The sequence below is a fragment of the Caballeronia sordidicola genome, assembly GCF_001544455.2.
In the GTDB taxonomy this organism is placed as follows: Bacteria; Pseudomonadota; Gammaproteobacteria; order Burkholderiales; family Burkholderiaceae; genus Caballeronia; species Caballeronia sordidicola.
Map to the genome: position 1 here is coordinate 570098 of NZ_FCOC02000001.1, position 24792 is coordinate 594889.

The 24792-nt window shown below is 60.3% G+C and carries 19 protein-coding genes and 1 pseudogene; 10 read left to right on the forward strand and 10 right to left on the reverse strand.

The window, feature by feature from the left end:
* Positions 1-83 precede the first annotated feature (83 nt).
* The 5 genes from AWB64_RS02460 (at position 84) to AWB64_RS02480 (ending at position 5273) form a co-directional block, all read left to right on the forward strand.
* Positions 84-926 carry an AAA family ATPase gene (locus AWB64_RS02460; protein ID WP_060817009.1) on the forward strand — a complete coding sequence of 281 codons (843 nt, stop codon included), beginning with the start codon at positions 84-86 and terminating at the stop codon, positions 924-926.
* Between the two features lie 32 nt (positions 927-958).
* Complete coding sequence (locus tag AWB64_RS02465; RefSeq protein WP_060817010.1) at positions 959-2134, forward strand: vWA domain-containing protein; 1176 nt, start codon at positions 959-961, stop codon at positions 2132-2134.
* A 107-nt stretch (positions 2135-2241) separates the two neighbouring features.
* On the forward strand, positions 2242-3429 hold the full coding sequence (locus AWB64_RS02470) for a benzoate/H(+) symporter BenE family transporter (protein ID WP_060817011.1): 1188 nt from the start codon (positions 2242-2244) through the stop codon (positions 3427-3429).
* Between the two features lie 307 nt (positions 3430-3736).
* Positions 3737-4690 (forward strand): transaldolase, encoded by a 954-nt coding sequence (gene tal / locus AWB64_RS02475; protein ID WP_060817012.1) that lies wholly within the window; start codon positions 3737-3739, stop codon positions 4688-4690.
* A gap of 166 nt (positions 4691-4856) precedes the next feature.
* Positions 4857-5273, forward strand: coding sequence for a VOC family protein (locus tag AWB64_RS02480; protein WP_060817013.1), 417 nt, complete (start codon positions 4857-4859; stop codon positions 5271-5273).
* Between the two features lie 27 nt (positions 5274-5300).
* Here AWB64_RS02480 and AWB64_RS02485 read toward each other — a convergent pair whose 3' ends face one another.
* The 6 genes and pseudogenes from AWB64_RS02485 to AWB64_RS02510 form a co-directional block, all read right to left on the reverse strand.
* Positions 5301-6410 (reverse strand): FUSC family protein, encoded by a 1110-nt coding sequence (locus AWB64_RS02485; RefSeq protein WP_075643221.1) that lies wholly within the window; start codon positions 6408-6410, stop codon positions 5301-5303.
* A gap of 134 nt (positions 6411-6544) precedes the next feature.
* Positions 6545-8095: a monocarboxylate uptake permease MctP gene (gene mctP, locus AWB64_RS02490; RefSeq protein ID WP_060817189.1), complete on the reverse strand. Its 1551-nt coding sequence runs from the start codon at positions 8093-8095 to the stop codon at positions 6545-6547.
* A complete protein-coding gene (locus tag AWB64_RS02495; protein ID WP_060817015.1) occupies positions 8095-8349 on the reverse strand; it encodes a DUF3311 domain-containing protein in 255 nt (84 codons plus the stop codon). Before AWB64_RS02495 ends, mctP begins: the two co-directional genes overlap by 1 nt.
* 272 nt (positions 8350-8621) lie before the next feature.
* On the reverse strand, positions 8622-9536 hold the full coding sequence (locus tag AWB64_RS02500) for a class I SAM-dependent methyltransferase (RefSeq protein ID WP_060817016.1): 915 nt from the start codon (positions 9534-9536) through the stop codon (positions 8622-8624).
* Complete coding sequence (locus AWB64_RS02505) at positions 9533-10006, reverse strand: DNA-deoxyinosine glycosylase (RefSeq protein ID WP_060817017.1); 474 nt, start codon at positions 10004-10006, stop codon at positions 9533-9535. Before AWB64_RS02505 ends, AWB64_RS02500 begins: the two co-directional genes overlap by 4 nt.
* 11 nt (positions 10007-10017) lie before the next feature.
* Positions 10018-10569, reverse strand: a pseudogene (locus AWB64_RS02510) (chorismate--pyruvate lyase family protein); the annotation flags it as partial.
* A 122-nt stretch (positions 10570-10691) separates the two neighbouring features.
* Between AWB64_RS02510 and AWB64_RS02515 the strand changes: the two are divergent.
* A complete protein-coding gene (locus AWB64_RS02515; protein ID WP_060817019.1) occupies positions 10692-10958 on the forward strand; it encodes a hypothetical protein in 267 nt (88 codons plus the stop codon).
* Between the two features lie 84 nt (positions 10959-11042).
* On the opposite strand, the gene htpG is transcribed toward AWB64_RS02515, so the two are convergent.
* Together htpG and AWB64_RS02525 are read right to left on the reverse strand one after the other, a co-directional pair.
* Complete coding sequence (htpG, locus tag AWB64_RS02520) at positions 11043-12947, reverse strand: molecular chaperone HtpG (protein ID WP_060817020.1); 1905 nt, start codon at positions 12945-12947, stop codon at positions 11043-11045.
* Between the two features lie 144 nt (positions 12948-13091).
* Positions 13092-14534, reverse strand: coding sequence for an aminotransferase-like domain-containing protein (locus AWB64_RS02525; RefSeq protein WP_060817021.1), 1443 nt, complete (start codon positions 14532-14534; stop codon positions 13092-13094).
* A gap of 255 nt (positions 14535-14789) precedes the next feature.
* Here AWB64_RS02525 and AWB64_RS02530 point away from each other — a divergent pair, with 255 nt between their 5' ends.
* The 4 genes from AWB64_RS02530 (at position 14790) to AWB64_RS02545 (ending at position 20415) form a co-directional block, all read left to right on the forward strand.
* Positions 14790-15665, forward strand: a complete 876-nt coding sequence (locus AWB64_RS02530; RefSeq protein ID WP_082850338.1) for a VOC family protein — start codon at positions 14790-14792, stop codon at positions 15663-15665.
* Between the two features lie 125 nt (positions 15666-15790).
* On the forward strand, positions 15791-16987 hold the full coding sequence (locus AWB64_RS02535; protein ID WP_060817022.1) for an aminotransferase-like domain-containing protein: 1197 nt from the start codon (positions 15791-15793) through the stop codon (positions 16985-16987).
* A gap of 32 nt (positions 16988-17019) precedes the next feature.
* Positions 17020-17484 (forward strand): RidA family protein, encoded by a 465-nt coding sequence (locus AWB64_RS02540; protein WP_060817023.1) that lies wholly within the window; start codon positions 17020-17022, stop codon positions 17482-17484.
* Positions 17485-18009: 525 nt separating this feature from the next.
* Complete coding sequence (locus AWB64_RS02545) at positions 18010-20415, forward strand: bifunctional diguanylate cyclase/phosphodiesterase (RefSeq protein WP_060817024.1); 2406 nt, start codon at positions 18010-18012, stop codon at positions 20413-20415.
* Between the two features lie 22 nt (positions 20416-20437).
* On the opposite strand, the gene AWB64_RS02550 is transcribed toward AWB64_RS02545, so the two are convergent.
* Complete coding sequence (locus tag AWB64_RS02550) at positions 20438-24031, reverse strand: autotransporter outer membrane beta-barrel domain-containing protein (RefSeq protein WP_060817025.1); 3594 nt, start codon at positions 24029-24031, stop codon at positions 20438-20440.
* Between the two features lie 214 nt (positions 24032-24245).
* On the reverse strand, positions 24246-24704 hold the full coding sequence (locus AWB64_RS02555; RefSeq protein ID WP_060817026.1) for a CopD family protein: 459 nt from the start codon (positions 24702-24704) through the stop codon (positions 24246-24248).
* Between the last annotated feature and the right edge of the window lie 88 nt (positions 24705-24792).

Consider the following 24792-nt stretch of genomic DNA (forward strand, 5'->3'; position numbering starts at 1 on the left):
GCCGGAATACCGGGAATTTGGGCGCTCAATAGCAAAACGGCATCTGACTTATACTGCAATTTTCCTTCTTCGAGAGATGCGTCATGCGTTTTGAAGGCTCATCGCAGTACGTCGCAACCGACGACCTCAAGCTCGCCGTCAACGCCGCGATCACGCTGCAACGCCCGCTGCTGATCAAGGGCGAGCCCGGCACCGGCAAGACCATGCTGGCGGAGGAAGTGGCCGCCGCGCTCGGCATGCCGCTGCTGCAATGGCACATCAAATCGACCACGAAGGCGCAGCAGGGATTGTACGAATACGACGCGGTCTCGCGCCTGCGGGACTCGCAGCTCGGCGACGAACGCGTGAAGGACATCCGCAATTACATCGTGAAGGGCGTGTTGTGGCAGGCGTTCGATGCCGACGTGCCAACCGTGCTGCTGATCGATGAAATCGACAAGGCCGATATCGAGTTTCCGAACGACTTGCTGCGCGAACTCGACCGCATGGAGTTCTATGTCTACGAGACACACGAACTGGTCAAGGCGAAGCATCGGCCGCTCGTCATCATCACGTCGAACAACGAGAAAGAACTGCCCGACGCGTTCCTGCGCCGCTGTTTTTTCCACTACATCAAGTTTCCCGAACCCACGACGATGAAGCAGATTGTCGACGTGCATTTTCCGGGTATCAAGGAAGAACTGGTCGCCGCTGCCATGCAGAGCTTCTTTGAGTTGCGCAACGTTTCGGGGCTCAAGAAGAAGCCATCGACATCCGAACTGCTCGACTGGCTGAAACTGCTGCTCGCGGAAGATATTGGTCCGGAAGCGCTTCGATCCAGCGATCAAAAGCAGATCATTCCGCCGCTGCACGGTGCGTTATTGAAGAATGAGCAGGACCTGAGTCTTTTCGAGCGGCTTCTGTTCATGAACCGCAATAACCGTTAAGCAGTCCCGGTCATGAGCCGCAGGAAACCGCCATGCTGATCGACTTCTTTTATTCGTTGCGCAGCGCAAAGCTGCCAGTTTCGGTCAAGGAATACCTCACCTTGCTCGAAGCGTTGAAGTCGCGGGTAATTGGACCGTCTATCGACGAGTTTTATTTTCTCGCCCGCATGACGCTGGTCAAGGACGAAAAATACTTCGATAAATTCGATCAGGCTTTCGGCGCCTATTCTCACGGCGTTGCCGCGCTCGATGAAGCCGCGCTCGATATTCCGCTGGAATGGCTGAAGAAAAAGCTCGACCGGGATTTCACGCCCGAAGAGAAGCGCCAGATTGAAGCGCTTGGTGGTATCGACAAACTGATGGCACGGCTGAAAGAGCTTTTCGAAGAGCAGAAGGAAAGGCACGAAGGCGGCAGCAAATGGATCGGCTCCGGCGGAACATCGCCTTTTGGCAACGGCGGATTCAATCCGGAAGGCATTCGCATTGGCGGCGATTCCGCAGGAAACCGGACCGCCGTCAAGGTATGGGACGAACGCGCTTATAAGGATTACGACGATCAGGTCGAAATCGGCACGCGCAATATCAAGGTGGCGTTACGGCGTCTGCGCCGTTTCGCGCGCGAAGGCGCGGCCGACGAACTCGATTTACCCGACACCATCCGCAGTACCGCCGCGAACGCCGGCTGGCTCGACCTTAAAATGGTGCCGGAACGCCATAACAATGTGAAAGTCCTGATGCTGCTGGATGTAGGCGGCTCAATGGACGACCATATAAAACGCGTCGAAGAGCTCTTTTCCGCCGCAAAGTCGGAATTCAAGCATCTCGAGTTCTATTATTTTCATAATTGCGTCTACGATTATCTCTGGAAGAATAACCGGCGCAGGCATGGGGAACGCACCGCCACGTTCGACGTATTGCACAAGTTTTCGCCGGATACAAAACTGATTTTTGTCGGCGATGCAACCATGAGCCCATACGAGGTCGTGCAACCGGGCGGTTCCGTGGAATACAACAATGCCGAAGCCGGCGCTGTCTGGCTGAGACGCCTCGCCGATCAGTTTCCGCATTTCGCGTGGCTTAATCCCGAACCGGAAAGCCTTTGGGAATATCGGCAATCGGTATCGATTATTCGGCAGATCCTGGGCGGCCGCATGTACGGTCTCACGCTGGCCGGTCTTGAAAGCGCAATGCGGGCGCTTTCCAAATAAGCGCGCCAAAACGTTTAAGTGGCACGGCCGCTTTTTTTCATACTGTCCCTGTTGCTAAAGCCTTTCGGCGCGTACGATTCGCGCGAAACATTAATGAAAGGCTTTGAATGAATCCGTCCGCCGCGGCTTTCCGGCCATTTGCCGACTCGTCGCTCTCGGCAATGGTCGCCGGTTTTGTCGCAATGATGACCGGCTATACCAGTTCGCTCGTGCTGATATTCCAGGCGGGGCGCGCCGCGCATTTATCGGATGCGCAAATCTCTTCCTGGATCTGGGCGCTTTCAATCGGCATGGCGCTGTGCACGATCGGGCTGTCGCTCAGGTTCCGCGCACCCATTGTGATCGCCTGGTCGACGCCCGGCGCGGCGCTCCTCGTGACGTCGCTCCCGAACGTGCCTTATGCCGATGCCATCGGCGCGTTTATCGTGTGTGCCGTGTTGCTGACCGTGGTCGGGCTGACCGGCTGGTTCGACACGCTCATGCGCAGGATTCCCGCGGGAATCGCGGCGGCGCTGCTGGCCGGGATCCTGTTCGAGATCGGCATCGAAATCTTCAAGGCCGCGCAATTCCAGACGGCGCTCGTGCTGACGATGTTCTTCACCTATCTCGTCATCAAGCGCCTCGCGCCTCGCTACGCCATCCTGAGCACTCTGGTGGCAGGCATCGTCGCCGCGGGCATGCTTGGTCTCCTCGATTTCAGCCAGTTCCACGTCGCGCTCGCGCATCCGGTCTTCACCGCGCCGCACTTCTCGCTCGCGGCGGCGGTCAGCATCGGCATTCCGCTTTTTGTGGTGGCGATGGCCTCGCAGAACGTGCCCGGCATCGCCGTGCTGCGCGCGGACGGGTACAACACGCCCTCGGCGCCGCTGATCGCAACGACCGGCATTGCGTCCCTCGTGCTCGCTCCGTTCGGCTCCCACGGCGTCAATCTGGCCGCCATTACTGCGGCCATCTGCACCGGCCCCGAAGCCCACGAGGATCGGTCAAGGCGCTATATGGCGGCCGTCTGGTGCGGTATTTTTTATCTTGTCGCCGGGATATTCGGGGCCACCATCGCGGCGCTGTTCGGATCGCTGCCGAAGGCGCTGGTCGTATCGGTCGCGGCGCTCGCGCTGTTCGGCTCGATCATGAGCGGCCTTACCAACGCCATGCAGGACGTGCGCCAGCGGGAAGCCGCGCTCGTCACGTTCATGGTGACGGCTTCCGGGCTCACGCTTTTATCGATAGGATCGGCGTTCTGGGGACTTGTCGCCGGCGTCGTCACGCAGATTGTGCTGAACGCGCGCCGGGCGTAGATTTATCCCGCCGACGCGAAAGGTTCACAGGGCCGGCGTGTAATGACTTCAGGACCAAAGGTAAAAGACTGGCTCAAGTGCGGGCACCCGGATTGCGACGCGTAGATGTAAGCACCGAAGCTCAAGCGGGAAACACCACCGCCATCAGCCCTACTCTCGCCAAACGGCGCGGCAGGACTAGAATGACACTCTTGGGCGAGACGATTGCCAGCAGCTTTGGCGCCGCGGCAGCACGAGCGGCCTCGCATCCTCCTTTCAACGCGGGCACTCCGCATCTTTGACAACGGCCAAACGCCGAAGACCAGACATGACCTCCGCTCTCGACCAGCTCAAGCAATACACCACCGTCGTCGCCGACACGGGCAACTTCCAGCAACTCGGCGAATTCAAGCCGCAGGACGCGACCACGAACCCGTCGCTGATCCTCAAGGCCGTTCAAAACGACGATTACAAGCCCTTGCTCGAAAAGACCGTCAAGGACCATGCAAGCAAGTCGACGGGCCATATCATCGACCAGTTGCTGGTGGCGTTCGGCAAGGAGATCCTCAAGATCGTCCCGGGCCGCGTATCGACCGAAGTCGATGCACGTCTTTCGTTCGACACGAAAGCTTCCATCGAAAAAGGCCGCGAGATCATCAAGCTGTATGAAGACGCGGGCATTGACCGCAAGCGCATCCTGATCAAGCTCGCGTCCACGTGGGAAGGCATCCGCGCCATGGAGACGCTGCAAAAGGATGGCATCCACTGCAACATGACGCTGCTGTTCTCGACCGCGCAAGCCGCGGCGGCAGCGGACGGCGGCGCGCAACTCATTTCGCCGTTCGTCGGCCGTATCTACGACTGGTACAAGAAGTCGGCGGGCGCGGATTGGGACGAAGCGAAAATGGGCGGTGCGAACGATCCGGGCGTGCAGTCGGTGCGCAAGATCTACGCGTACTACAAGAAGTTCGGCTACAAGACCGAAGTGATGGGCGCAAGCTTTCGCACAGTCAATCAGATCACGGAACTGGCCGGCTGCGACCTGCTGACCATCAGCCCCGACCTGCTCAAGAAACTCGCGGACAGCAATGACACGGTCGAGCGCAAGCTGTCGCCGGAAGCCGTCGCGAACGACAAGGTCGAGAAAATCAATGTCGATGAAGCAAGCTTCCGCTTCCTCGTCAACGACGACGCCATGGCCACCGAAAAGCTGGCCGAAGGCATTCGCGCTTTCGCGGCTGATGCGGTCAAGCTCGAAAAGCTGATCGAAGCGCTGAAGTAATCTGGCGGCTGCAACACAGAGACTACGTGTCTGGAAACGGGCGCCGGTGCTATTTCGCCGGCGCCTTTTTTTATGCGGGTCGGGGTCGCGCGAGGCGTTTTTAGCCGCAGGGCGTGGGCTAGACTTTTGAGACGGGCGGGGGCCGCCCACTACAAAAGGAGCGCCAATGCGTCTCGAACCCTATCTGTACTTCAACGGCCGCACGGAAGAAGCGCTCGTGTTCTATCAACACGCAATCAATGCGGAAACCCTCTCCGTGCTGCGTTTCAAGGACTCCCCCGACGGCGTGACCACGACGCCCGAATGGCAGCACAAGATCATGCATTCCACCTTCAGGATAGGCGCGAGCATCATCATGGCCTCCGATGGCGTGAACTCGGCGCCCCAGGTGTTCTCTGGTTTCAGCATCGCGATCGTGGCCGACGACGACGCGTCGGGCCAGCGCATGTTCGAAGCGCTGAGCGTGGATGGCAATGTCCGGATGACCTGGCAGCCGACTTTCTGGAGCAGCGGCTTCGGCATGGTCTCCGACAAGTTCGGCATCCCGTGGATCGTGAGCGTGATGGACGACCTCGGCGGCTGACTTTCTCTTTCTTTCTGATACGCGTTTTTATCGGTGGAAGGGCTGCGCGCCTTCAAGATTCCATTGCCGCTCGATCTCGATCAGCCGCAAGCGTAGCCGGTCCACTTGTTCCGCCAGCCGTTTCGCGAGCCAGTACGGCCCCTGCAATTCGGGCGCGATTTCGGCCGCCACGCTCGCGGTCCGTTCGAGCCGCGCGGCGGCCGCCGGAGAACCTGTTGCCGCGTGCAGCAAGCCGACCCTGCCGAACCGCAACGCGCGCGCCATCAGCAGCAAGGTGTGGCGCACGGCGCGCTCCTCGGCGTGCCCGCTCGCAGCCAGCCCGGGCGCGTTGTCCGGAACCGCCGACGCCATCATTTCAAGCGCGGTGATGATCGAGCGATGCTGGCGCTGGATATCCTCGAGTACGGCAACCGGCGCGTCGATTTCCTTTGCGACCGATGCCAGCAACGAACGCGACGAAACCAGCCGGGCGTTCATCGTGGCGAATTGTTGGCTCATGGCGTCCACCGGTATGTGGCGGCCTTCCACGATCGCGCCGTAGATCCGCGCGCTGTCGCGCATGTTGTCGGCGAGACGGTAGCGCCATGAATACGTGGCGTATTGCGGCAGCACGAATGAAAACGCCAGCGCGATCGCAATGCCGATCATCACCGTGAGCGTGCGCCACAAGCCCACGTCGAGAGGCAAATTCCCGTGCCCGGCCACGATCACGGTGGTAATGCCCGTAAGCAACGCGATATACCCCGGCTTGCCGATGGCGTGATACGCGCACACGCCGGTAATCACCGCCAGCAGCATGAAGGTAATCATGGTCGAATGCGTCACGGACTGCAGCAGAATCAACCCCAGCCCGAGCGACGCGCCGAGCATGGTGCCGACCGCCCGCTCCGCCGCCTTCTTGCGGATATTGCCGTGATGCTGCAAACCGCCGATCACGACCAGCAAGGTCACCGTGGACCATTCGCCGTGCGGAATATCGATCCCCGATGTCAGCGCAATCGACGCCAGCAGCGCCAGCGCCACGCGCGCCGCGTGCAGGTACTTCGCGTGGCGGTATCGGAAGTATGGCGAGCCCAGCACGTGCAGCATGCGGCGCGTGTGGCTTCGAACAGCCCTGGGTGGTTCAGTGGAGGACATGCGGTTCCGATGAGTTGAATCAGCCTTGATCAGGCAACACCGAGACAATAAAACGGCCTTCGGAAAAACAAAACGCCCGCAACATCTGTTACGGGCGTTTTACCAGCTTTCCTGCCGATCCGGAATTCGGAGGATCAGGTTTCCGCTACGTCCAGATAATCCTCGGGACTCGTGCGGTCATCGGAGCGCTTGAGGCCGATCACGCGCACCAGGATGCTGACCACGATCGACACAACCAGGTTCACGACCAGCGCCCACACAGCGGCATAACCGGGAATGGCGTAGCCGAACAGGTGAATCGTGAAGATCGATCCAGCCAGTTTCAGCGATACCGCCATCCACGTGCCCGTGACAATACCCGCAGCCCAGCCGAGCAGCAAACCACGGTGATCGAGCACGCGCGTATAAAGCCCGAGCACGAGCGCAGGCAACGTCTGGATGATCCAGATCCCGCCGAGCAATTGCAACTGGATGGCGTAGGTCAGCGGCAGCGCCAGAATAAAGACGACCGCGCCGACCTTCACCAGGAGCGACACCAGCTTCGCGACGTTGGTTTCCTGCTCCGGCGTCATCTTCGTGTTCACGAACTCACGGTGCACGTTACGCGTGTAGAGGTTGGCCGCCGCAATCGACATGATTGCAGCAGGCACCAGCGCGCCGATACCGATTGCCGCGAACGCCACGCCCACGAACCATGACGGGAAGAAGTGCAGGAACAGCGCCGGCACAGCAAAGTTCGAACCATACGCCTTGAAGTACGGCGCGAATTCCGGCATCTCCTTCACGCCGGACGCGAGCGCCATGTATCCCAGCAACGCGAGCAGGCCGAGCACCAGCGAATAGGCCGGCAGCAGCGCCATGTTGCGGCGGATCGTGTTGCCCGACTTCGAGGACAACACCGCCGTCACCGAATGCGGGTACAGGAACAGCGCAAGTGCGGAGCCGACCGCGAGCGTCGCATACGCGCTGTAGCCATTCAGGCTCGATGTATCCGGCGCCTTCAACAGGATCTTCGCCGGATCGACCGCATGGAAGATCGCGCCGAAACCGCCGAGCTGCGCCGGAATGATGATCATCGCGGCAATGATGGTGATGTAGATCAGCACGTCCTTCACGACCGCGATCATGGCCGGCGCGCGCAGTCCCGACGTGTACGTGTAGGCCGCGAGAATCGCGAACGCAATGATCAGCGGCAGATCGCCGACAAAACCAGTGGTATCGAAACCGAGTGCGCCAATCACCACTTCAATGCCGACCAGTTGCAACGCGATGTACGGCATTGTCGCGACGATCCCCGTCAGTGCAATAGCGAGCGCGAGCATGCGGCTGTTGTACCGGGCATGCACGAAGTCGGCGGCGGTGACATAGCCGAATTTCTTCGAGATCGCCCACAGCTTCGGGAACACGACGAACGCGAACGGATAGATCAGGATGGTGTACGGCAACGCAAAGAAGCCCGTTGCGCCGGCGCCGAACACGAGCGCCGGAACGGCGACGAACGTGTATGCGGTGTACAGGTCGCCGCCAAGCAGGAACCACGTGACAATCGTGCCGAAGCGGCGGCCGCCGAGGCCCCATTCATCGAGCTGGCCTAGATCGGCCTTGCGCCAATGAGCGGCTACAAAACCCAGGATCGTCACGCCGATGAAGAACAGGACGAAAACGAAGGTTGCGGTGGTATTCATCATCGCGGGCTCCCGGGCGTGAGCTTGGGAACGTCGTGGATGGGCTTGGTTTTCTTGTAGACCACGGCAGTAATCACCGCGCTGATCAAGACCCAGAGCAACTGGTACCAGTAAAAAAACGGAAAGCCCCAGAGCAACGGTTCGATCTTGTTGTAAAACGGCACCCAGACAACGGCGATCCAGGGAAGTATCAGCAGCCAAAGCCACTGCTTGTTGCGAACCTGACCGGTAGCGGTCACCGCATCTTGAGCCATGACGGTCTCCTCTTTTCTCTTGAAATTGCTGCTCGGCTGGCGAATGCGCGGCGGCTGCGTGGACCTGTTTAAAACCGGTGCGGACCTGTGCGGAACTGGCGGCAAAGCGCCAGCCTAATAGCGCCCCGAAATAACACGTGGAGTATATGGACGCATAAAAGCCGGTCAAGCAGGGCGAACCCGAACCGTAATGAGCCAGGAAAGCGTTATGTAATTTTTGCTTTCCCGGCCGCTGTAAGAGCGGCGGATTCGCCGCCGGTTGACTATTAAACCTATAGGGAAAAGTTCGGCGTATCGCCGGCGTCGGCACTGATGGCCAACGCCTTCACCCATTGACGCGCAGGAAGCTTGAGTTCCTTTTCGATGAGCTTCGCGCGCTGTTCGAGTTGCGCGTAAGGAACGTCGAGCGCCGGCCCTGCAAACGCAACGGCGATGCGGTTGCCATCGTGGACTTCCGGCAGCGCGATCACGCGGCCATCGAAGGCTTCGGAGAGGTGCTTCATGTTGCGCACGAAGCTCGGATGATCGCCGAACAGGTTGATCGTCACCACGCCTGCCGAGGGCGTGAGACAAGCACGGCATGCACGATAGAACGCCACGCTTTCGAGCACGGGACCGCGCGCGGTGGCGTCGTAGACATCGATCTGCAATGCGCCAATGCTGCCGTGATTCGCTGCGTCGTTGACGAAGTCGTAAGCGTCCTGCTCGTGGATGGTGAGGCGTGCATCGTCGTTCGGCAGTTCGAACATCGTGCGCGCCGCGATCACGACGGACGGGTTCAGTTCGACCGCTTCGACCTTCGCGCGCTTGAGGAACGCGTGCGCGAACTTGGTCAACGCGGCCGCGCCGAGACCGAGTTGCACGACGCGCTTCGGCGTCTCGATGAACAACAGCCACGCCATCATTTGCTGCGCGTATTCGAGTTCGATGTGATTCGGCTTTTTCAGTCGCATCGCGCCTTGCACCCATTCGGTGCCGAAATGCAGGAAACGCACGCCGTCCTCTTCCGAGAACGTCACGGGCGCGAAGCGCGGCTTGCGCGGGGCGTCGATACGCGGCGCGTTTTCGAGATCGTCGTCGCGTTCGCGCTTTGCGCGCCTGGCGAATTTTTTATCGTGCTTTTTTTCCTGGCGCTTGCCGCCGAACGCGCGGGCTTCAGCCGACGCGCGTTTGATTAATTGGGTCATTTAAGGATGTCGCGCCAGATGCGCAGTTTTTGATCGAACGAGAGAATAGCATTCGCCGGACTCGACGACGGCAGGACGAGCGTTTGATAGCCCGCCTCCCGGATCACGGGCTCGAAACGGCCCGAGGTCTTGCCGTTGAAGCAGAGCTTTTTCAGGCCTGGCGCGTGGCGGCGGAATGAGGCGAAGTCGTTGGGATTCGCGTGGCGGATCGCGCTGTCGAGACTGCCTTCGCGTTCGCAAGCCGCGAGCACGTCCCATAAGCCGATGCCATGTTCGAGCAGCTTGAGGACACGCTGATCGTAGGGAAGCGCGTTCAAAGGCTCGCCGACAACCGTTCCCACCAGCCGCCAGAACTGGTTGCGCGGATGCGCGTAGTACTGCGCGGCATCGAGCGAAGCTACACCGGGGAAGCTGCCGAGAATCAGCGTGTGCGTGTTTTCATCGGCGATGGGCGGGAAGCCTGTCAGCATCGGTCGCGATGCTCGAGGAACGACCAGAGCGCGGGCAGGAAACATTCGGTGACCATCAGCGGCGCGTTTTTTCTGACGAACACGGAGCGGCGCGCGACGAATGTGTGCGGTGCTTCATTTGGCATTTGCGCGCCGGCGAGGCGGTATAGCGGTTCGCGCGCGGTGAGCCGGCGCGAGGTAAGCGCCGAGCGCCATACGCTGCTGTCGCTATACAGCAGTTCAGCCAGCGGACGCGTCCTCAGGCGGCGCATGGCTTGCCATACACCCGAACTGGCGCTGAGCGGCACGATGCTGTGCGCCGCCACGAACGGCACGCCCTCCACGTTCAGCACGACTTCGCGCGTCCATACAGGCGTGCGCGGCGTGATGTTCAACGCGCTGGCTTCGTCTCGCCATGGCTGGCTCACGGCTTCGCGGGTGACATCGACGGTGACAGTGCCGAGTTCACGCAAATGCGCGGTGAGGGAGCCGCCGCGGGTGAGCCAGTCCTTCTGGTCGGCGGTGAAAGTGGGAAGCGGACGGATGCGCCATTTTCCAGGCGCCGCAACGAGGGTATTCAGCATGCGCGAGATTATAAAACCTCGCGCGTAAATAGGACGAATCGTATAGATGCGGGCGGCCTCAGGGGGAAGACTAGCAAACCGGCGGGGAAAAGCCGGTGTTCAATCAATCAGAGAGGACGCACATGTCTGTGAATACAAAACAAACATCGAAAACCGTTGCAACGCTTGCATCGCATATGTTGCATGATCCGAAGGCGACGCCCGTCGAGAAAAGTCTTGCGGCGTCGGCCCTGTCGCAAAGCCATTCAACACATCAGACCGGCGCCGAGATGGAGCACAAGGCGTCGTTGGTCTTGCATGACCCCAAGGCATCAAAGGAAGCGAAGACGCTGGCGGCTTCGGTAGTCGCTCAGGCGAACAAAGAACGGCATGCCAAACCCACTTCTTGATGGCTTGATTCGCCGTCAATAAAAAACGCGCTGCCAGTTACCAGGCAGCGCGTTTTTTTCTGCGTTGAAGCTCCAGCTACTCAATCACCGCGCCAGCAACAACGCGTTCGTCCGCTTCACAAAACTCGCCGGATCCTCCAGCGATCCACCTTCGGCCAGCATCGCCTGATCGAAAAGCAGATGACACCAGTCGTTGAAATTCGCGTCGTCGGCGTGAAGCTTCTTGACCAGCGGATGATCCGGATTCACTTCCAGAATCGGCTGCATTTGCGGCGCTGCCTGACCTGCCTGCTTCAACATGCGTTGCAGATAACCGCTCATGTCGCCGTCATCGGCCACCAGACAGGTCGGTGAATCCGTCAGGCGGAACGTCAAACGCACGTCCTTGGCCTTGCCTTCCAGTGCGGCCTTCATGCTTTCGACCAGCGGCTTCAATTCCTCGCCGACCTTCTCTTGCGCCTCTTTCTCTTCGTCGTTGAGCGCACCCAGATCCAGATCGCCACGCGCCACGCTTTGCAGCGGCTTGCCATCGAATTCGTTCAGGAACGACAGCATCCATTCATCGACACGGTCCGTCAGCAGCAGCACTTCCACGCCCTTCTTGCGGAACACTTCGAGATGCGGACTGTTCTTCGCGGCTTGCCACGTGTCGGCGGTGACGTAATAGATTTTCGTTTGCTCGGGCTTCATGCGCGACACGTAGTCGGCCAACGCCACCGTCTGCTCCGCCGAATCCGTATGCGTCGATGCAAACCGCACGAGCTTCGCAATCCGTTCGCGATTGCCGTAATCCTCGCCGATGCCTTCCTTGAAGACCTGCCCGAACTCTTTCCAGAAGGTCGCGTATCTGGCTTTATCGGCGTCTTCGGTCGCTTCAGCGGACGACGACGCCACTTCCTCCAGCATCGACAAAACGCGCTTGGTCACGCCTTCGCGAATGGCTTTCACGTCGCGGCTTTCCTGCAGGATTTCACGCGATACATTCAGCGGCAAATCGGCCGAATCGACTACGCCCTTCACAAAGCGCAGATAGGCCGGCAGAAGCTGCTCGGCGTCGTCCATGATGAACACACGCTTCACATACAGCTTCAGGCCGCCGCGATGATCGCGATTCCACAGATCGAACGGCGCATGCTTCGGCACATACAACAACTGTGTGTATTCGCTGCGGCCTTCAACGCGGTTGTGCGTCCATGCAAGCGGTTCGTCGTGATCGTGCGAGATGTGCTGGTAAAACTGCTTGTACTGCTCGTCGGTGATGTCGCCCTTCGCGCGGGTCCACAACGCGCTCGCCTGATTGACCGTCTCGTCTTCGTCCTTCGTGACCATCTCCGACTTCTCGGCGTCCCATTCTTCCTTCTTCATCAGGATGGGCAACGCGACGTGGTCCGAGTACTTCTGAATGACCGACTTCAGCTTGTGCGTGGACAGGAATTCGTCCTCTTCCGGACGCAGGTGCAGCGTGATGCTCGAACCGCGTTGCGCGCGCTCGATCTGCTCGACCACGAAATCGCCCTCGCCCGCGCTTTCCCAGCGCACGCCTTCGCTTGCCGGCAATCCGGCGCGGCGCGTTTCAACCGTGATCTTGTCCGCGACAATGAAGCCCGAATAGAAACCCACGCCAAACTGGCCAATTAGCGCAGCGTCTTTCTGCTGATCGCCGGAGAGCTTCGAAAAGAATTCCTTGGTGCCCGAGCGCGCGATCGTGCCGAGGTTCGCGATCGCCTCGTCGCGGCTCATGCCGATGCCGTTGTCGTCGATAGTGATGGTGCGCGCCGCCTTGTCGTACGAAATGCGGATGCGCAGATCCGGATCGTTCTCGTACAACGCGCCGTTTTCGATACCCTCGAAACGCAGCTTGTCGGCCGCGTCCGATGCGTTCGAAATCAGCTCCCGCAGGAAAATTTCCTTGTTGCTGTAGAGCGAATGGATCATCAGATGCAGAAGCTGCTTCACTTCTGCCTGAAAGCTCATGGTTTCTTGTGCCATGGTCGGTTCCTCTTTTGTCTAGTGTTGACGGGTTTTCAAGCGGCAGCGGTGTAAACAGACATCGCGCGAATTCTGCGACACATGAGGTCGCGGACGGAAATTTCAAGGGGCGGGTTTGAAAGCGCTACCGCGGCCCGAACTGTTCTAGCCCATGCGGTCGGCATACGCCGTGAGCATTGCCGGCAGCCCCGGATCGCCGCAATTTGCAATGTTAAAGCGCATCCACGTGCTCGGTAGCTGATGCGGGGAAAAGAGGCTCCCCGGCGTCAGCAGAAATCCGGCCTCGTGCCCGAAGGCCGCGAGACCTTCCGAATCCACGCCGGTATCGGCCCATAAGAACATGCCGGCCGCCGGCACCAGATAGGGCTTGTAGCCGACCTTTTCGAACATGCGTACAGTTTTCTCGCGCACGCCGTCGAGCTTTACGCGCAGCCGTTCGACATGCCGGCGATAGTGGCCGTCGGTCAAGACCTTGTACAGCACGCGCTCGTTGAGTTCGGGGCTCGTCATGCCCACGAGCATCTTCTGGTCCGCGATGGCGTTCGCCACCTCCGGCGCGCACGCTATGTACCCCACGCGCAGATTTGGCGCGAGCGTCTTCGAAAAGCTGTTGAGGAAGATCACGCGCTTGAGCTGGTCGAGGCTTGCGAGTCGCGTGGCCGCGAAGTTCGTCGGGCAAAGGTCGCCGTAGATATCGTCTTCCACGACGATGAAATCGTAGGTCTGCGCAAGCTGGAGGATACGAAACGCCTGGGCCGCCGTGAGCGACGTTCCCGTAGGATTTTGCAGCACCGAATTGATCACGAGCATCTTCGGACGCCATGTCTGCACGAGGTTTTCCAGGGCGTCGAGATCGGGGCCATCGGGCGTGTAAGGCATGCCGACGAGCCGCGCGCCCTGCGCGACGAAGCGGCCGAACATCTGGAACCAGGCGGGGTCGCCCACGATCACCGTGTCTCCCGGTTTCACGAACACGCGCGCAATCAGGTCGATGGCTTGCGTCACGCCCGACACCATCACGATCTGCTGCGTGGATGCACCGATCTCCAGTTCTTCCAGGCGCGTCTGCAGTTGCTGGCGCAGCGGCAAAAACCCCTGCGGCGTGCCGAAACCGAGCATTTGCGCACCGCTTTGCCGGCTCATGGAACGCAGCGCGCCGGTGAGCAATTCGCCGTTGAGCCAGCTCGAAGGCAGATACCCAATGCCCGGCCCCTTCGCCGGACTCGACGTGTGCAGCATGTTGCGCAGCAGCCAGACCACGTCGATGGTGCTCGCGACCGGCTGCGGTTCGCTGGCCGATGGCGGGTGCACGTGGGCGTCGTTCGAGCCGCTCCGGTCGCGCACGAAAAAACCCGAACCGCGCCTCGAATCGAGATAGCCATGCGCCACGAGCCGTTCGTACGCCTCGACAACGGTAAAGCGCGACACGCCTTTATCCACGGCGAGCTTGCGGATCGACGGCATGCGCATGCCCGGGCGAAACACGCGTTCGTCGATACGGCGCCGGCCCCACTGGACCAGCTGGTCGACGAGCGTAAGCTGCGGCGCGCCGTGCGGCGCGGGAATCTGGTCGAGCGGGACGGACATGTCGGGCTCCATGGAATGAATGCGTGCGGTGACTGTACCGAGAAGTATCGGATGGATTGTACCGTTACTGTTACGGTCTGAACCGATACATTTTAAGATCGCGCCTATGAAATGCGCACGCGCCACGAATCTGCTCATAACTTGGCCTGATGGCTAACGCGACCGCCTTTAGAGACGAAACAGGTATGCTGACGAGCTTGGCCGCGTTTTTTCCGCGCAATTTCATTTAGTTCATATTGACGTAGTCCGTGCACCATGACCGCTCCGCCCCTGCAACTCGACCATCTGGTAATCGCTGCCCGCACGCTGGAAGAAGGCGCGCGCTTTGTCGCCGGGAAGCTGGGCGTGGAAATGAACGAAGGCGGCGCCCACCCGCTGATGCGCACGCACAATCGCCTGTTGAACCTCTGGGGTGGCGCTTACCTGGAAGTCATTGCAGTCGATCCCAGTGCAGCCGCGGCCGATTCGCCGCGACCGCGCCTGTTCGCGCTGGACAATCCCGCGTTTATCGAGCGGCTCGAAGCGGGTCCGCAACTCGTGCACTGGGTCGCGCGCGTCCAACGGCCGAAATTGCTGACGCGCTGGCAGGCGCAATACCCGGAGCGCATTGCGCCTGCCGTGAGCATGTCGCGTGGCGCGAATAGCTGGAGCCTGACCGTTCCCGATGACGGCGCGTTTCCCGCATGGCAAGGTTCCGGCGATGGACTCCTGCCCTCGCTGATCCAGTGGGACACGCAGCGGCATCCGAGCGAATCGCTGCCGGAAACGGGCATCGCGGTGAAATCGATTACCGGGTTTCATCCGCGCGCGCATGTGCTTTTGGAACAGTTGGCGTGGCTTGGCGCATCGCACTTGATAAACATCGAAGTGACGCAAGGCATGCCCGTCCTGGTCGTGGAATTCGAGTTGCCGGATGGTTCCATCGTCACGATGGGCGAGTCCGCTGCAGCACGCGAAGCCGCTTTGCAGGCAACGAGGCAAGCCGAACTGGCCGCAGCCAGACCTGCCCGCAGGCGTGCAAGAAGCAAGCAGAGCGGGGACGTGACGGAGTCCGCCGACGCCGTGGAAACAGCGAACGATTCCACACCGGGCGAACCGGAGCAGCAAGACGAGCAGCAACCCGAGCATTAGCGAGGTTCAGCAACCCGGCGTTACAACCGGGAGTGTGTGGCTGCAACCCGCGGCGGCGCGATAACAAGAGTCCACCGCCCCATGACCAACAGACCCGTATCACAACGAGACCGACCGAGGACCCAATGAATCAAGCCGACCTTCAAGCCCAGCCGTGGCAACTTTCCGAACGCGCAAGAAAGCTCACCAGTTCGGCGATTCGCGAAATCCTGAAGGTCACCGAGCGGCCCGAAGTCATTTCCTTTGCGGGCGGCTTGCCGTCGCCGGCTACGTTTCCAGTGGAAGAAATGCGCGTGGCGTGCGACCGTATCCTGCGCGACAGTCCCGCCGCCGCGCTGCAATACAGCGCCACCGAAGGTTATCTGCCGCTGCGCGAATGGGTCGCGCAACGTTATTCGGTGAATGGCGCGTCGATCCGGCCGTCGCAAGTGCTGATCACCACCGGATCGCAGCAGGCGCTGGATCTGCTCGGCAAGGTCCTGATCGATCCGGCGAGCCGCGTGCTGGTCGAAACGCCTACCTATCTCGGCGCGCTGCAATCGTTTTCAATGTACGAGCCGAACTATGTTCAGGTTCCGACAGACGAACACGGCCTGATCCCCGAAACGCTCGATTCAACGCTGACCGCGGGCGCGCGCCTCTTGTACGCGCAGCCGAATTTCCAGAATCCGACGGGACGCCGTCTGTCCCTTGCACGCCGCACGGCGCTCGCTGCCTTCGCGCAACGCGCCGGGTTCCCGGTGATAGAAGACGATCCGTACGGCGCGCTCGATTACGCGGGCACGCCGCTGCCGACCATGCTTTCCATGGCGCCGGATCACATCGTGCATCTCGGATCGTTTTCGAAAGTGTTGTCGCCGGGTATGCGCGTGGGCTACATCATCGCGCCCGAGGAGTTGCACTTCAAGCTCGTCCAGGCCAAGCAGGCAACCGACCTGCATACGCCGAGCCTCACGCAGCGCATCGTGCATGAAGTCGTGAAGGACGGGTTTCTCGAAACGCATATCCCCAAGATCCGCTCGCTATATCGCGATCAATGCGCGGCCATGCTGGCGGCGCTTCAGGAGCACATGCCGGCGGGCGTGGAGTGGAACCGGCCGGAAGGCGGAATGTTCGTGTGGGTGAAGCTGCCGCAACACATCGATACAATGAAACTGCTCGAGCAATCCATTGTGCAGCACGTCGCGTTCGTTCCCGGCGGTCCGTTCTTCGCGAACGAAGCCGAGCACAACACGCTGCGTCTGTCGTTTGTGACGGTGCCGCCGGCCAGGATCGACGAAGGCGTGGCCAAGCTTGGCGCGCTGATCCGCGCGCAGGTTTGATTTCATCTCACTCATTTTCAAGGGAATCCCGCATGGCTCAACTGAACGTGTACGACAAGCTGAAGGAACTCGGCATTGAACTGCCGAGCGCCGGCGCTCCGGCCGCCGCCTACGTAATGAGCGCGCAAAGCGGTAACACGGTTTATCTGTCCGGTCACATTGCAAAGAAGGACGGCAAGGTGTGGGCCGGCAAGCTTGGCGACTCGCTCACAACCGAGGAAGGCCGCGCCGCCGCGCGCTCGATTGCCATCGACCTGATTGCCACGCTCCACGCGCACGTGGGCGACCTGAACAAGGTCACGCGGATCGTGAAGGTAATGAGCCTCGTCAACTCCACGCTCGAATTCACGGAACAGCATCTGGTGACGAACGGCGCATCTGAGCTGATCGCCGATGTATTCGGCGAGCGCGGCAAGCACGCGCGTTCCGCTTTCGGCGTGGCGCAAATTCCGCTTGGCGCGTGCGTCGAGATTGAATTGATCGCCGAAGTCGCCTGAGCAGCCGTTTATCGTTTGCGAAAGATTTATCCCGATGCCGCCCGGTGTCGGGACGTCGCATCGGTACGCTTTTTATATCGATAAATTGCGTCAGCGATCCATCATTTCGGTTCGCCGAACCGCCCTGGACGGGCATTTCGGCCTATCCGCGTATACCTCGATACGCCTCCCCGCCTTCACGCTTCCTTAAATGGATCGCCTTCAGTAATATCTAAGCCGGCTGTCATTGGTAATATCTGACGTACCGGCCGTAAGAGAATCTGAAATGGCCGTGAGATTTAAGTACGCGTATTCAATAAATGACTGTAAGAAATGCAAGACGTATTTGACGCAATTGCGCGCAAGTCAGCGAACGATTTCGAAAAGCACGTCCAGATGCGATCAAGTCGCTGATTCGATCGCGTCATCAAAAACACAGCCGGATTGGCATTGAACACAGGCGTGGAACTCATGCCTCGATCATTGGCCCGTTTTCGAACGCCCCACCCGTCAGCGCGTCACCGGGTCCATGAACTGACCGAACCCATGAATCGATCACGGCCGAAAGCGCCACGCGACATGAAACACGCGGATTTTCCGCGCAGGCGTCGTGCATTGTTCGCCATTCCCGCGCTGGGGACGCTCGTGCTCGTGCTGCTCTGGACGGTCATCTTCGCCCGCCTTTCCGTGGAACGCGAGGCGGCGACCCATGCGTCCATGGCGTCCGCCGCCATTCTTTCTTCGGCGCTCGAACAGCACACGATCAAGGCCATTCACCAGGTCGACCAGATCACGCGTTTCGTCAAATATGAATTCGAGAAGACGCCGGGCCAGTTCAACCTCGCGAGCACGGTAGAAAAAGGCGTGGTGCAGAGCGACACGCTGGTGCAGGTGTCCCTGATCGATGAACACGGCGTCCTGATCGCCAACACCGCCGAGCCCAATCCAAAGCCAGTCGATCTCTCGGATCGAGAGCATTTCCAGGTCCACGCGTTATCGAACGACGATCTGCTCTATATCAGCAAGCCGGTGCTTGGCCGCGTCTCGCGTCAATGGACGCTGCAGATCACACGGCGCCTGAACCATCCCGATGGCTCGTTCGCGGGCGTCGTGGTGGTTTCAGAAAACCCCAGCTATTTCACGAGCGATTTCTACAACGTCGCCTCCATCGGACGAGAAGGCGTCGTCGCCGTGGTCTCGGATAACGGCTCCGTGCTGGCGCGCAGCACCGGCGCGGGTTCGACCACGTCGAAAGCCAACGGCCGCATGATGAAAATGGGCGGAGGCAGTTCAGGAGACAACGCGGACAGCGTCTTCACGGCAAGCGGCATCTATCCGACTTCCGATCACGCGTCGGGTATTTATGTCGATCCTATCGACAATGTCACGCGCATCGTTTCATACCGGCATATCGACGGTTATCCGCTCGGCGTGCTCGTCGGCCTGTCGCAGGCCGAGGAATTCGTCGACTACAACCACACGCGCCGTGTCTATCTGCTGATGGCGACGTTCATCTCGCTTGCCATGCTCGGTTTCTTCGCCGTGGCGACCGGACTGATTGGCAAGCTCCTTGGGCGCGAGCGGGAGATGACGCATCTGGTCGAATATGATCTGCTGACAGGGTTGCGCAACCGCTACTCCACCTTGCAGACGCTCAGACACGACGTGGTGAGACCCGAGAATGTGGGCCATCTCGCGCTGCTCTTTATCGACCTCGACAACTTCAAGACCGTCAACGACACGCTCGGTCACAATGCGGGCGACATCGTCCTGCAAATGACCGCGTCGCGGCTTGCGGAAACGGTGGGCGACCATGGCACGCTCTCGCGCATAGGCGGCGATGAATTCGTGGTCGTGGTCAAGGGCGTCGATGTCGAGCGGCAGGCTGTCGAAATGGCCGAAGCGGTGTCGCACATGTTCAGCACGCCATTCGATGTGCGCGGCAGCGCCTTTGTGCTGCATGCAAGCGTTGGCATTGCGCTGTATTCGGTGTCGAGCGAAAGCGAAATCGACTTGCTGAAGAAGGCCGATCTCGCCATGTATAGCGCGAAGGACGCGGGCAAGAACTGCTACCAGTTCTATTCGCCGCAGTTGTCGCATCGCGCGGACCATCTGATGAAATGGGAGCAGCAGTTGCGGGTCGCGCTGGCGCAAGACCAGTTGTTCCTTGCATACCAGCCGAAAATAGACCTGTCGCGCCGGTGCATCACCGGCTTTGAAGCGCTCGCCCGATGGAACCATCCGCAGCACGGCCTGATCCCCGCGAACGAGTTCATTCCAGTCGCGGAATCCACCGGTTTGATCGTGCCGATCGGGGATTTCGTGATTCATACCGCGTGCCGGCAATTGGCCCTCTGGCAGCGGCAAGGCTACGACGGTCTGTCGCTTGCCGTGAACATTTCGGCGGTGCAATTCTGGCGCGGCGATCTGCTCGAGACAGTAGCGGCGGCCATTCGCGAAAGCGGTATTGCGCCGGGCAAACTCGAACTCGAGATTACCGAAACCGTGATGATGGAGTTCCCGGATATTGTGGCCGAGAAGATTGCCGCACTGAAACGGCTCGGCGTGAGGATCGCGCTCGATGATTTCGGCACGGGCTATTCGTCGCTGTCGTATCTGAACCGTTTTGCCGTCGATACACTCAAGGTCGACCGGTCGTTCATCCAGGCCATCCCGCAGGACCGCAGCGTCTGCGTGATGGTCTCGGCAATCGTCAATCTGGCGCGGTCGCTGGGACTGACCGTTGTTGTGGAAGGCACCGAGACCGAGGAGCAGATTGCGTGGCTGTCGCGGCTCGGGCCCATAGAAGCGCAAGGGTTTCTCTTTTCCCGCGCCGTGCCGGCCGACGGCGTTCAGGCGTTGCTCGACCGGTTTGGCGTGTGCGGCCTGAGCCTTGTCGCCGATGCCATCGCGCTGCCATTTGGGGATGCGCCGTCGAATACGATGGATTAGGTTTGGTGTTGTATTGGGCGCGTCACCAGCGGTAATCGAATCCGACGCTTGCAGCGTGCGTATGTCCGCCGCCGCCAAATTCGCCGTCGTAGCGCAAGCCCGCATGCATTCTCTGGCCCAGCGCAACACGTACGCCAACGCCCGCTTGCATTGCGTCGCGCACCGGTCCGCTGCCGTGCACGGTAAATCCGCTGTCCGTTGCGCCTTCGAAACTCGCGCTGACCGCCTGCGTCCGTGCACCGTATTGATGGATCCACGCCAGTTCGCCGTTCACGCTCCATGCATGGCCGAGCAAGCCGAAGCCGTTGCGCCAGCGCGCGCCCAACAATGAGCGCATTGAGTTTGCAGTGTCGGCGGATACGGCGAGATTCACCGAGTCGGCGCCGCTTTCGTTGAACGCCGGGGTTTGAACGCGCTGCATTTCAAGCGATACGAACGGCGACACCACGCCGATCTTTCCCATCGATACATCGACCCCGTTGCTGAGCGTGGCGAAATACTGGTTTCCATCGACACTGCCCAGCGCCGTGCGGGGTGTATCGGTGAAGAAGACCGAGCGCTTCATGTCGTCGCTGTTTCGCGCATAGCCGGCCAGCGCCTGCAGCCAGTACAGTCCCGGTGCGTAACTGCCATAAAACGCGGCCTGGTAAGTATCGAACTGGCCGTGAACCGGCAACGTGCTGGTCGAGGTATTGCCATGCATGGCCGCAAGCGCCGCGCCGATCGTCACCTTCTGCGCGATCCGGTAATCGATGCCCGAAATCACGCCGCCCACGCTTGTTTGCTGGCCGAGCCACGTATCGTAGCCTCCGAGCCTGCCTGTGCTGCCCAGAACGCTGATCCACGAGCACACGCGTTCAGCGTTGAGCGGCGATGCCCCGGCTTCGTCGGCGGCGCATTCTCCCGCGACGCGCGCTGCGCCGAGCCTGTTATCGATTGCATTCATGCCGAGGCGCGACGCTTCGAAGTGTGCGTTCGGGAATGCGGCGTAGGCTTCCGCACTCAACTGGTCGAGCGCCGCATACGCCGATGAACCCTCAAGGCTCAACAGATCGCCTGCAACGCCCAGAAAATCGCGGGTCGGAGAGACGCCGGCCCCGATCTGCGCGACGCCATGATCGAGCGCCGCCTCGACCGCGATCTGGTTCGGCGTGCCGCCCGCGAGCTGGAAACCGCGCTGGACGTGGAGATACGCGTTGTTGGCATCGTAGGTGAGCGACGCCGAGACAAAAGGATTGACGGTCGTCATGCCGGAGAAAACGCCGGTGAGACCGGCGGTCGTGCTCAGGATCGTGTACGTGTCGGTTGGCGAGAAAGATGCAGCGCGCAGACGCACTAGAACGAGGCCACCCTGCAGCGTTGCCGTTCCATCCACGGCGATCAGGTCGTTTCCTTGCGGCGTGATATCGGCTTCGTAACGGCTTCCGGATGCCTGCATGTATGAACCGGCGACGGACAACGTGCCGGTCGCCAAAGGCTGAGGACCGGTTGTTGCCAAGGTGCTCGGCACGCCGGGCGCGATAACGCCTTGCATCGCGAGCGCGCCTTTTAGCGTGCCGGTGCCGTTGAGCGTGGCGTCGGACGCGACGGTGATTGCCGGACTCGACAGGCTGCCCGTCAATGTCAGCGTGCTGTTTCGAATCGTGCTGTCGGACGCAATCGAAACCGGTCCCGACACGGTCCAGTCGGCGTCCTGCACAGCCAGCGTGGAAAAGCCCGAGGTCCGGCTGGACAACGTGCCCGCGCCTTGCAGCATCAATGCATTCGATGAACCCATTCCGCCGTCTATGTCACCGGATACATCGCTGCCGCTAGCGAGCGTCAGGCGATTGTTCGAACCCGTGAAACGCAGCGCGGCGGCCTGTCCGCTGATCGTTCCCACGTTGACTATGGAGACATTCGAGCCGCCGAGAACGGCAACGCCCGCCGCGCTATTGATCGATGCCCCCTGCTCGTTCGTGAGGCTTGCAACACCGTTGGGCGCGTCGATCGATACCGCTGTTCCGTTCGTCCCTTGCGCCGCGATGACACCCGCGTTCTCTATGGAAACATTGGCGCCCGATCTCGCCGAAACGCCGTTGCCGCCTTTGATCGACGCACCCCGCTGGTTGATCAGGCCGACGAAACCCGCCGGTGCGTCGATTGCAACACCGGTTCCCGTAGCGCCGCTCGCCGCGATGGCGCCCGCATTGCTGATCGACACGTTTGACCCCGTCGACACCGAAATGCCATTCGCACCGCTGATCGATGCGCCCAGTTTGTTCGTGAGACTTGCCGAACCCGCGGCGGCACTGATCGCAACACCGGTTCCGTTGACGCTACTCCCCGCGATCATCCCTGCATTGATTATCGAAACATTCGAGCCGGCCTGAACCGCGTTACCTGCAGCGCTCGTGATCGATGCGCCCAGCTCGTTCGTGAGGCTCGCGCTGCCCGTGGGTGCATCGATCGCAACACCAATCCCGTTCGCCCCTTGCGACGCGATAAAACCCGCGTTCTCCACGCTCGTCGCGCTGCCAGTCGCAAGCACCGCGGCCACGCCGTCGGCACTGCTGGCAATCGAGCCGCGATTGACCACCCGGCTCGCGTCATTCACCAATACAGCGTTGCCCGAACTCGCATGAACTGACCCGCCGGGCAGGACTTCAATATCGACTCCCGTCACTCCGGGCTGTGCAAGGACGCTTCCGCTCAACTGACCGGCCACCGAAATACCACCGCCGCCAATGAGCCAGTTTTGCGTGCCGCTGTTCGCGCCGGCGAGCGTCCACGCGCCCGCATCGTCTTTGCGCAGCGTGCCGAAGCCGCGATATTGCGCCAATGAACCCAGCCTCGATATATCGAAGCTGCCGTCTTTCGTCCCGCCGAGAATCAGCGTATTGGAACCCGCGCCCGCATCGATGACGCCCACGATGCTCGACGTGCCCGTCAGCAGCAGCGTATCGTCGCCAGGTCCGAAGAGAATCGCCGTGCCGCCCGAGCCTGTGATGCCGCCGCTATTCGAAACGAAGCTTCCGCCTGAGCCAGCACTCAAATCGATTGCCGTGCCACTCAGCGAAATGATCACGCCGTCGTTCAGAACCCGCGTTGCCGCGTTGGACAGAATGCCGGGACCGTATCCCACTATCGTTCCCGTGGCGAGATTCACGACCGTGCCTCCGGCCGGCAAATGAACGCCCGACTGAACGGTCGTCACGTCCTCGGCGGAGCCGCCGATCGTGCCCGCGTTCGTGACGATGCTGGCTGAACCGTTGGCGTAGATGGCATCCCGATGACCCACGATAAAAGCGCCCGCAGAATTCACAACATCGCCGCCGTTGTACAAGGCGACTCCGGTGGTCGTATTACTGCGCATCGATCCGTTATTCAGGATTGCCGCGGGACTGTCGAATTCAACGGCAAAATAAGGGCTGATCACAACGCCGTTATTAGTGAGCGTCCACGTGATTGCGTCATTCGGTTCGCCGTAAATCGCAACGTGCGCGGTTGCATCGATAAGCGTGTTCGGCGCGACGGTGAACGGATTGTCAGTCGGGCTCAGCACGTAACCGGTCTGGGAACTCGGCAGGTCGGTGGCATTCGCCAAATCCGGCATGCAGTTGGCGAGAGCAATCATGGTTGCCAGAAGACCGATCCAGCAATGCTTTTTTCTTTCCCTCGACACCCAACCAGCGGCTTGTCTCTCTGATCTTTTCGAAGCGCTCATTGCCCGTTTCCAAGACGATTCGACTCAGCACTTTAGACCGTCGAGAACGCGTTGGAAACGGGCAATGAGACCCGTGAACAGGGAATGAAATACTGCGATCTATCGTTGTTGGAGCAGTAGCAGACTATATTCCGCGCGATAAAACCGCCGTGCCGATAGTCACTACGCCGAGCACAATATTGATCAGCACCAGACGCCGGATCGTGCCGACCGAGCGCGCGCCATCGGGCCAGTTCTGCGACTGGACTGCGCGACGTATCTTCGGAAATACGCCGAAACGGATATGCCCGAAGATCAGCATCATCACAATGCCGATACCGGCCATTGCATGCAACGGCCACGGCGCATGTCCGCCGCCAAACTGAGACAGCAGGAAGCCGCCAGTCAGCAGGATCACGAGCACGGAAGCCGCCACCCAATTGAAAAACCTGGCGAATACGGATTCCCAAAGAGGCAAGCGTAATTGCGGCGATAAATCCGCTATTGCCGGACGCAGGCAAAAATGCGCGAATATCATTCCGCCAATCCAGACTGCGATTCCCAACAGATGAAGGAACAGCGCCACTTCAATCGCCTTGCTCATCGATGTTCCTTCTCGTTTCCGGTTGCAGATAAATAAGTGCACTGAATGCACATTCGGGCGTTCGACTCACTCAAACGAAACCAGTTCA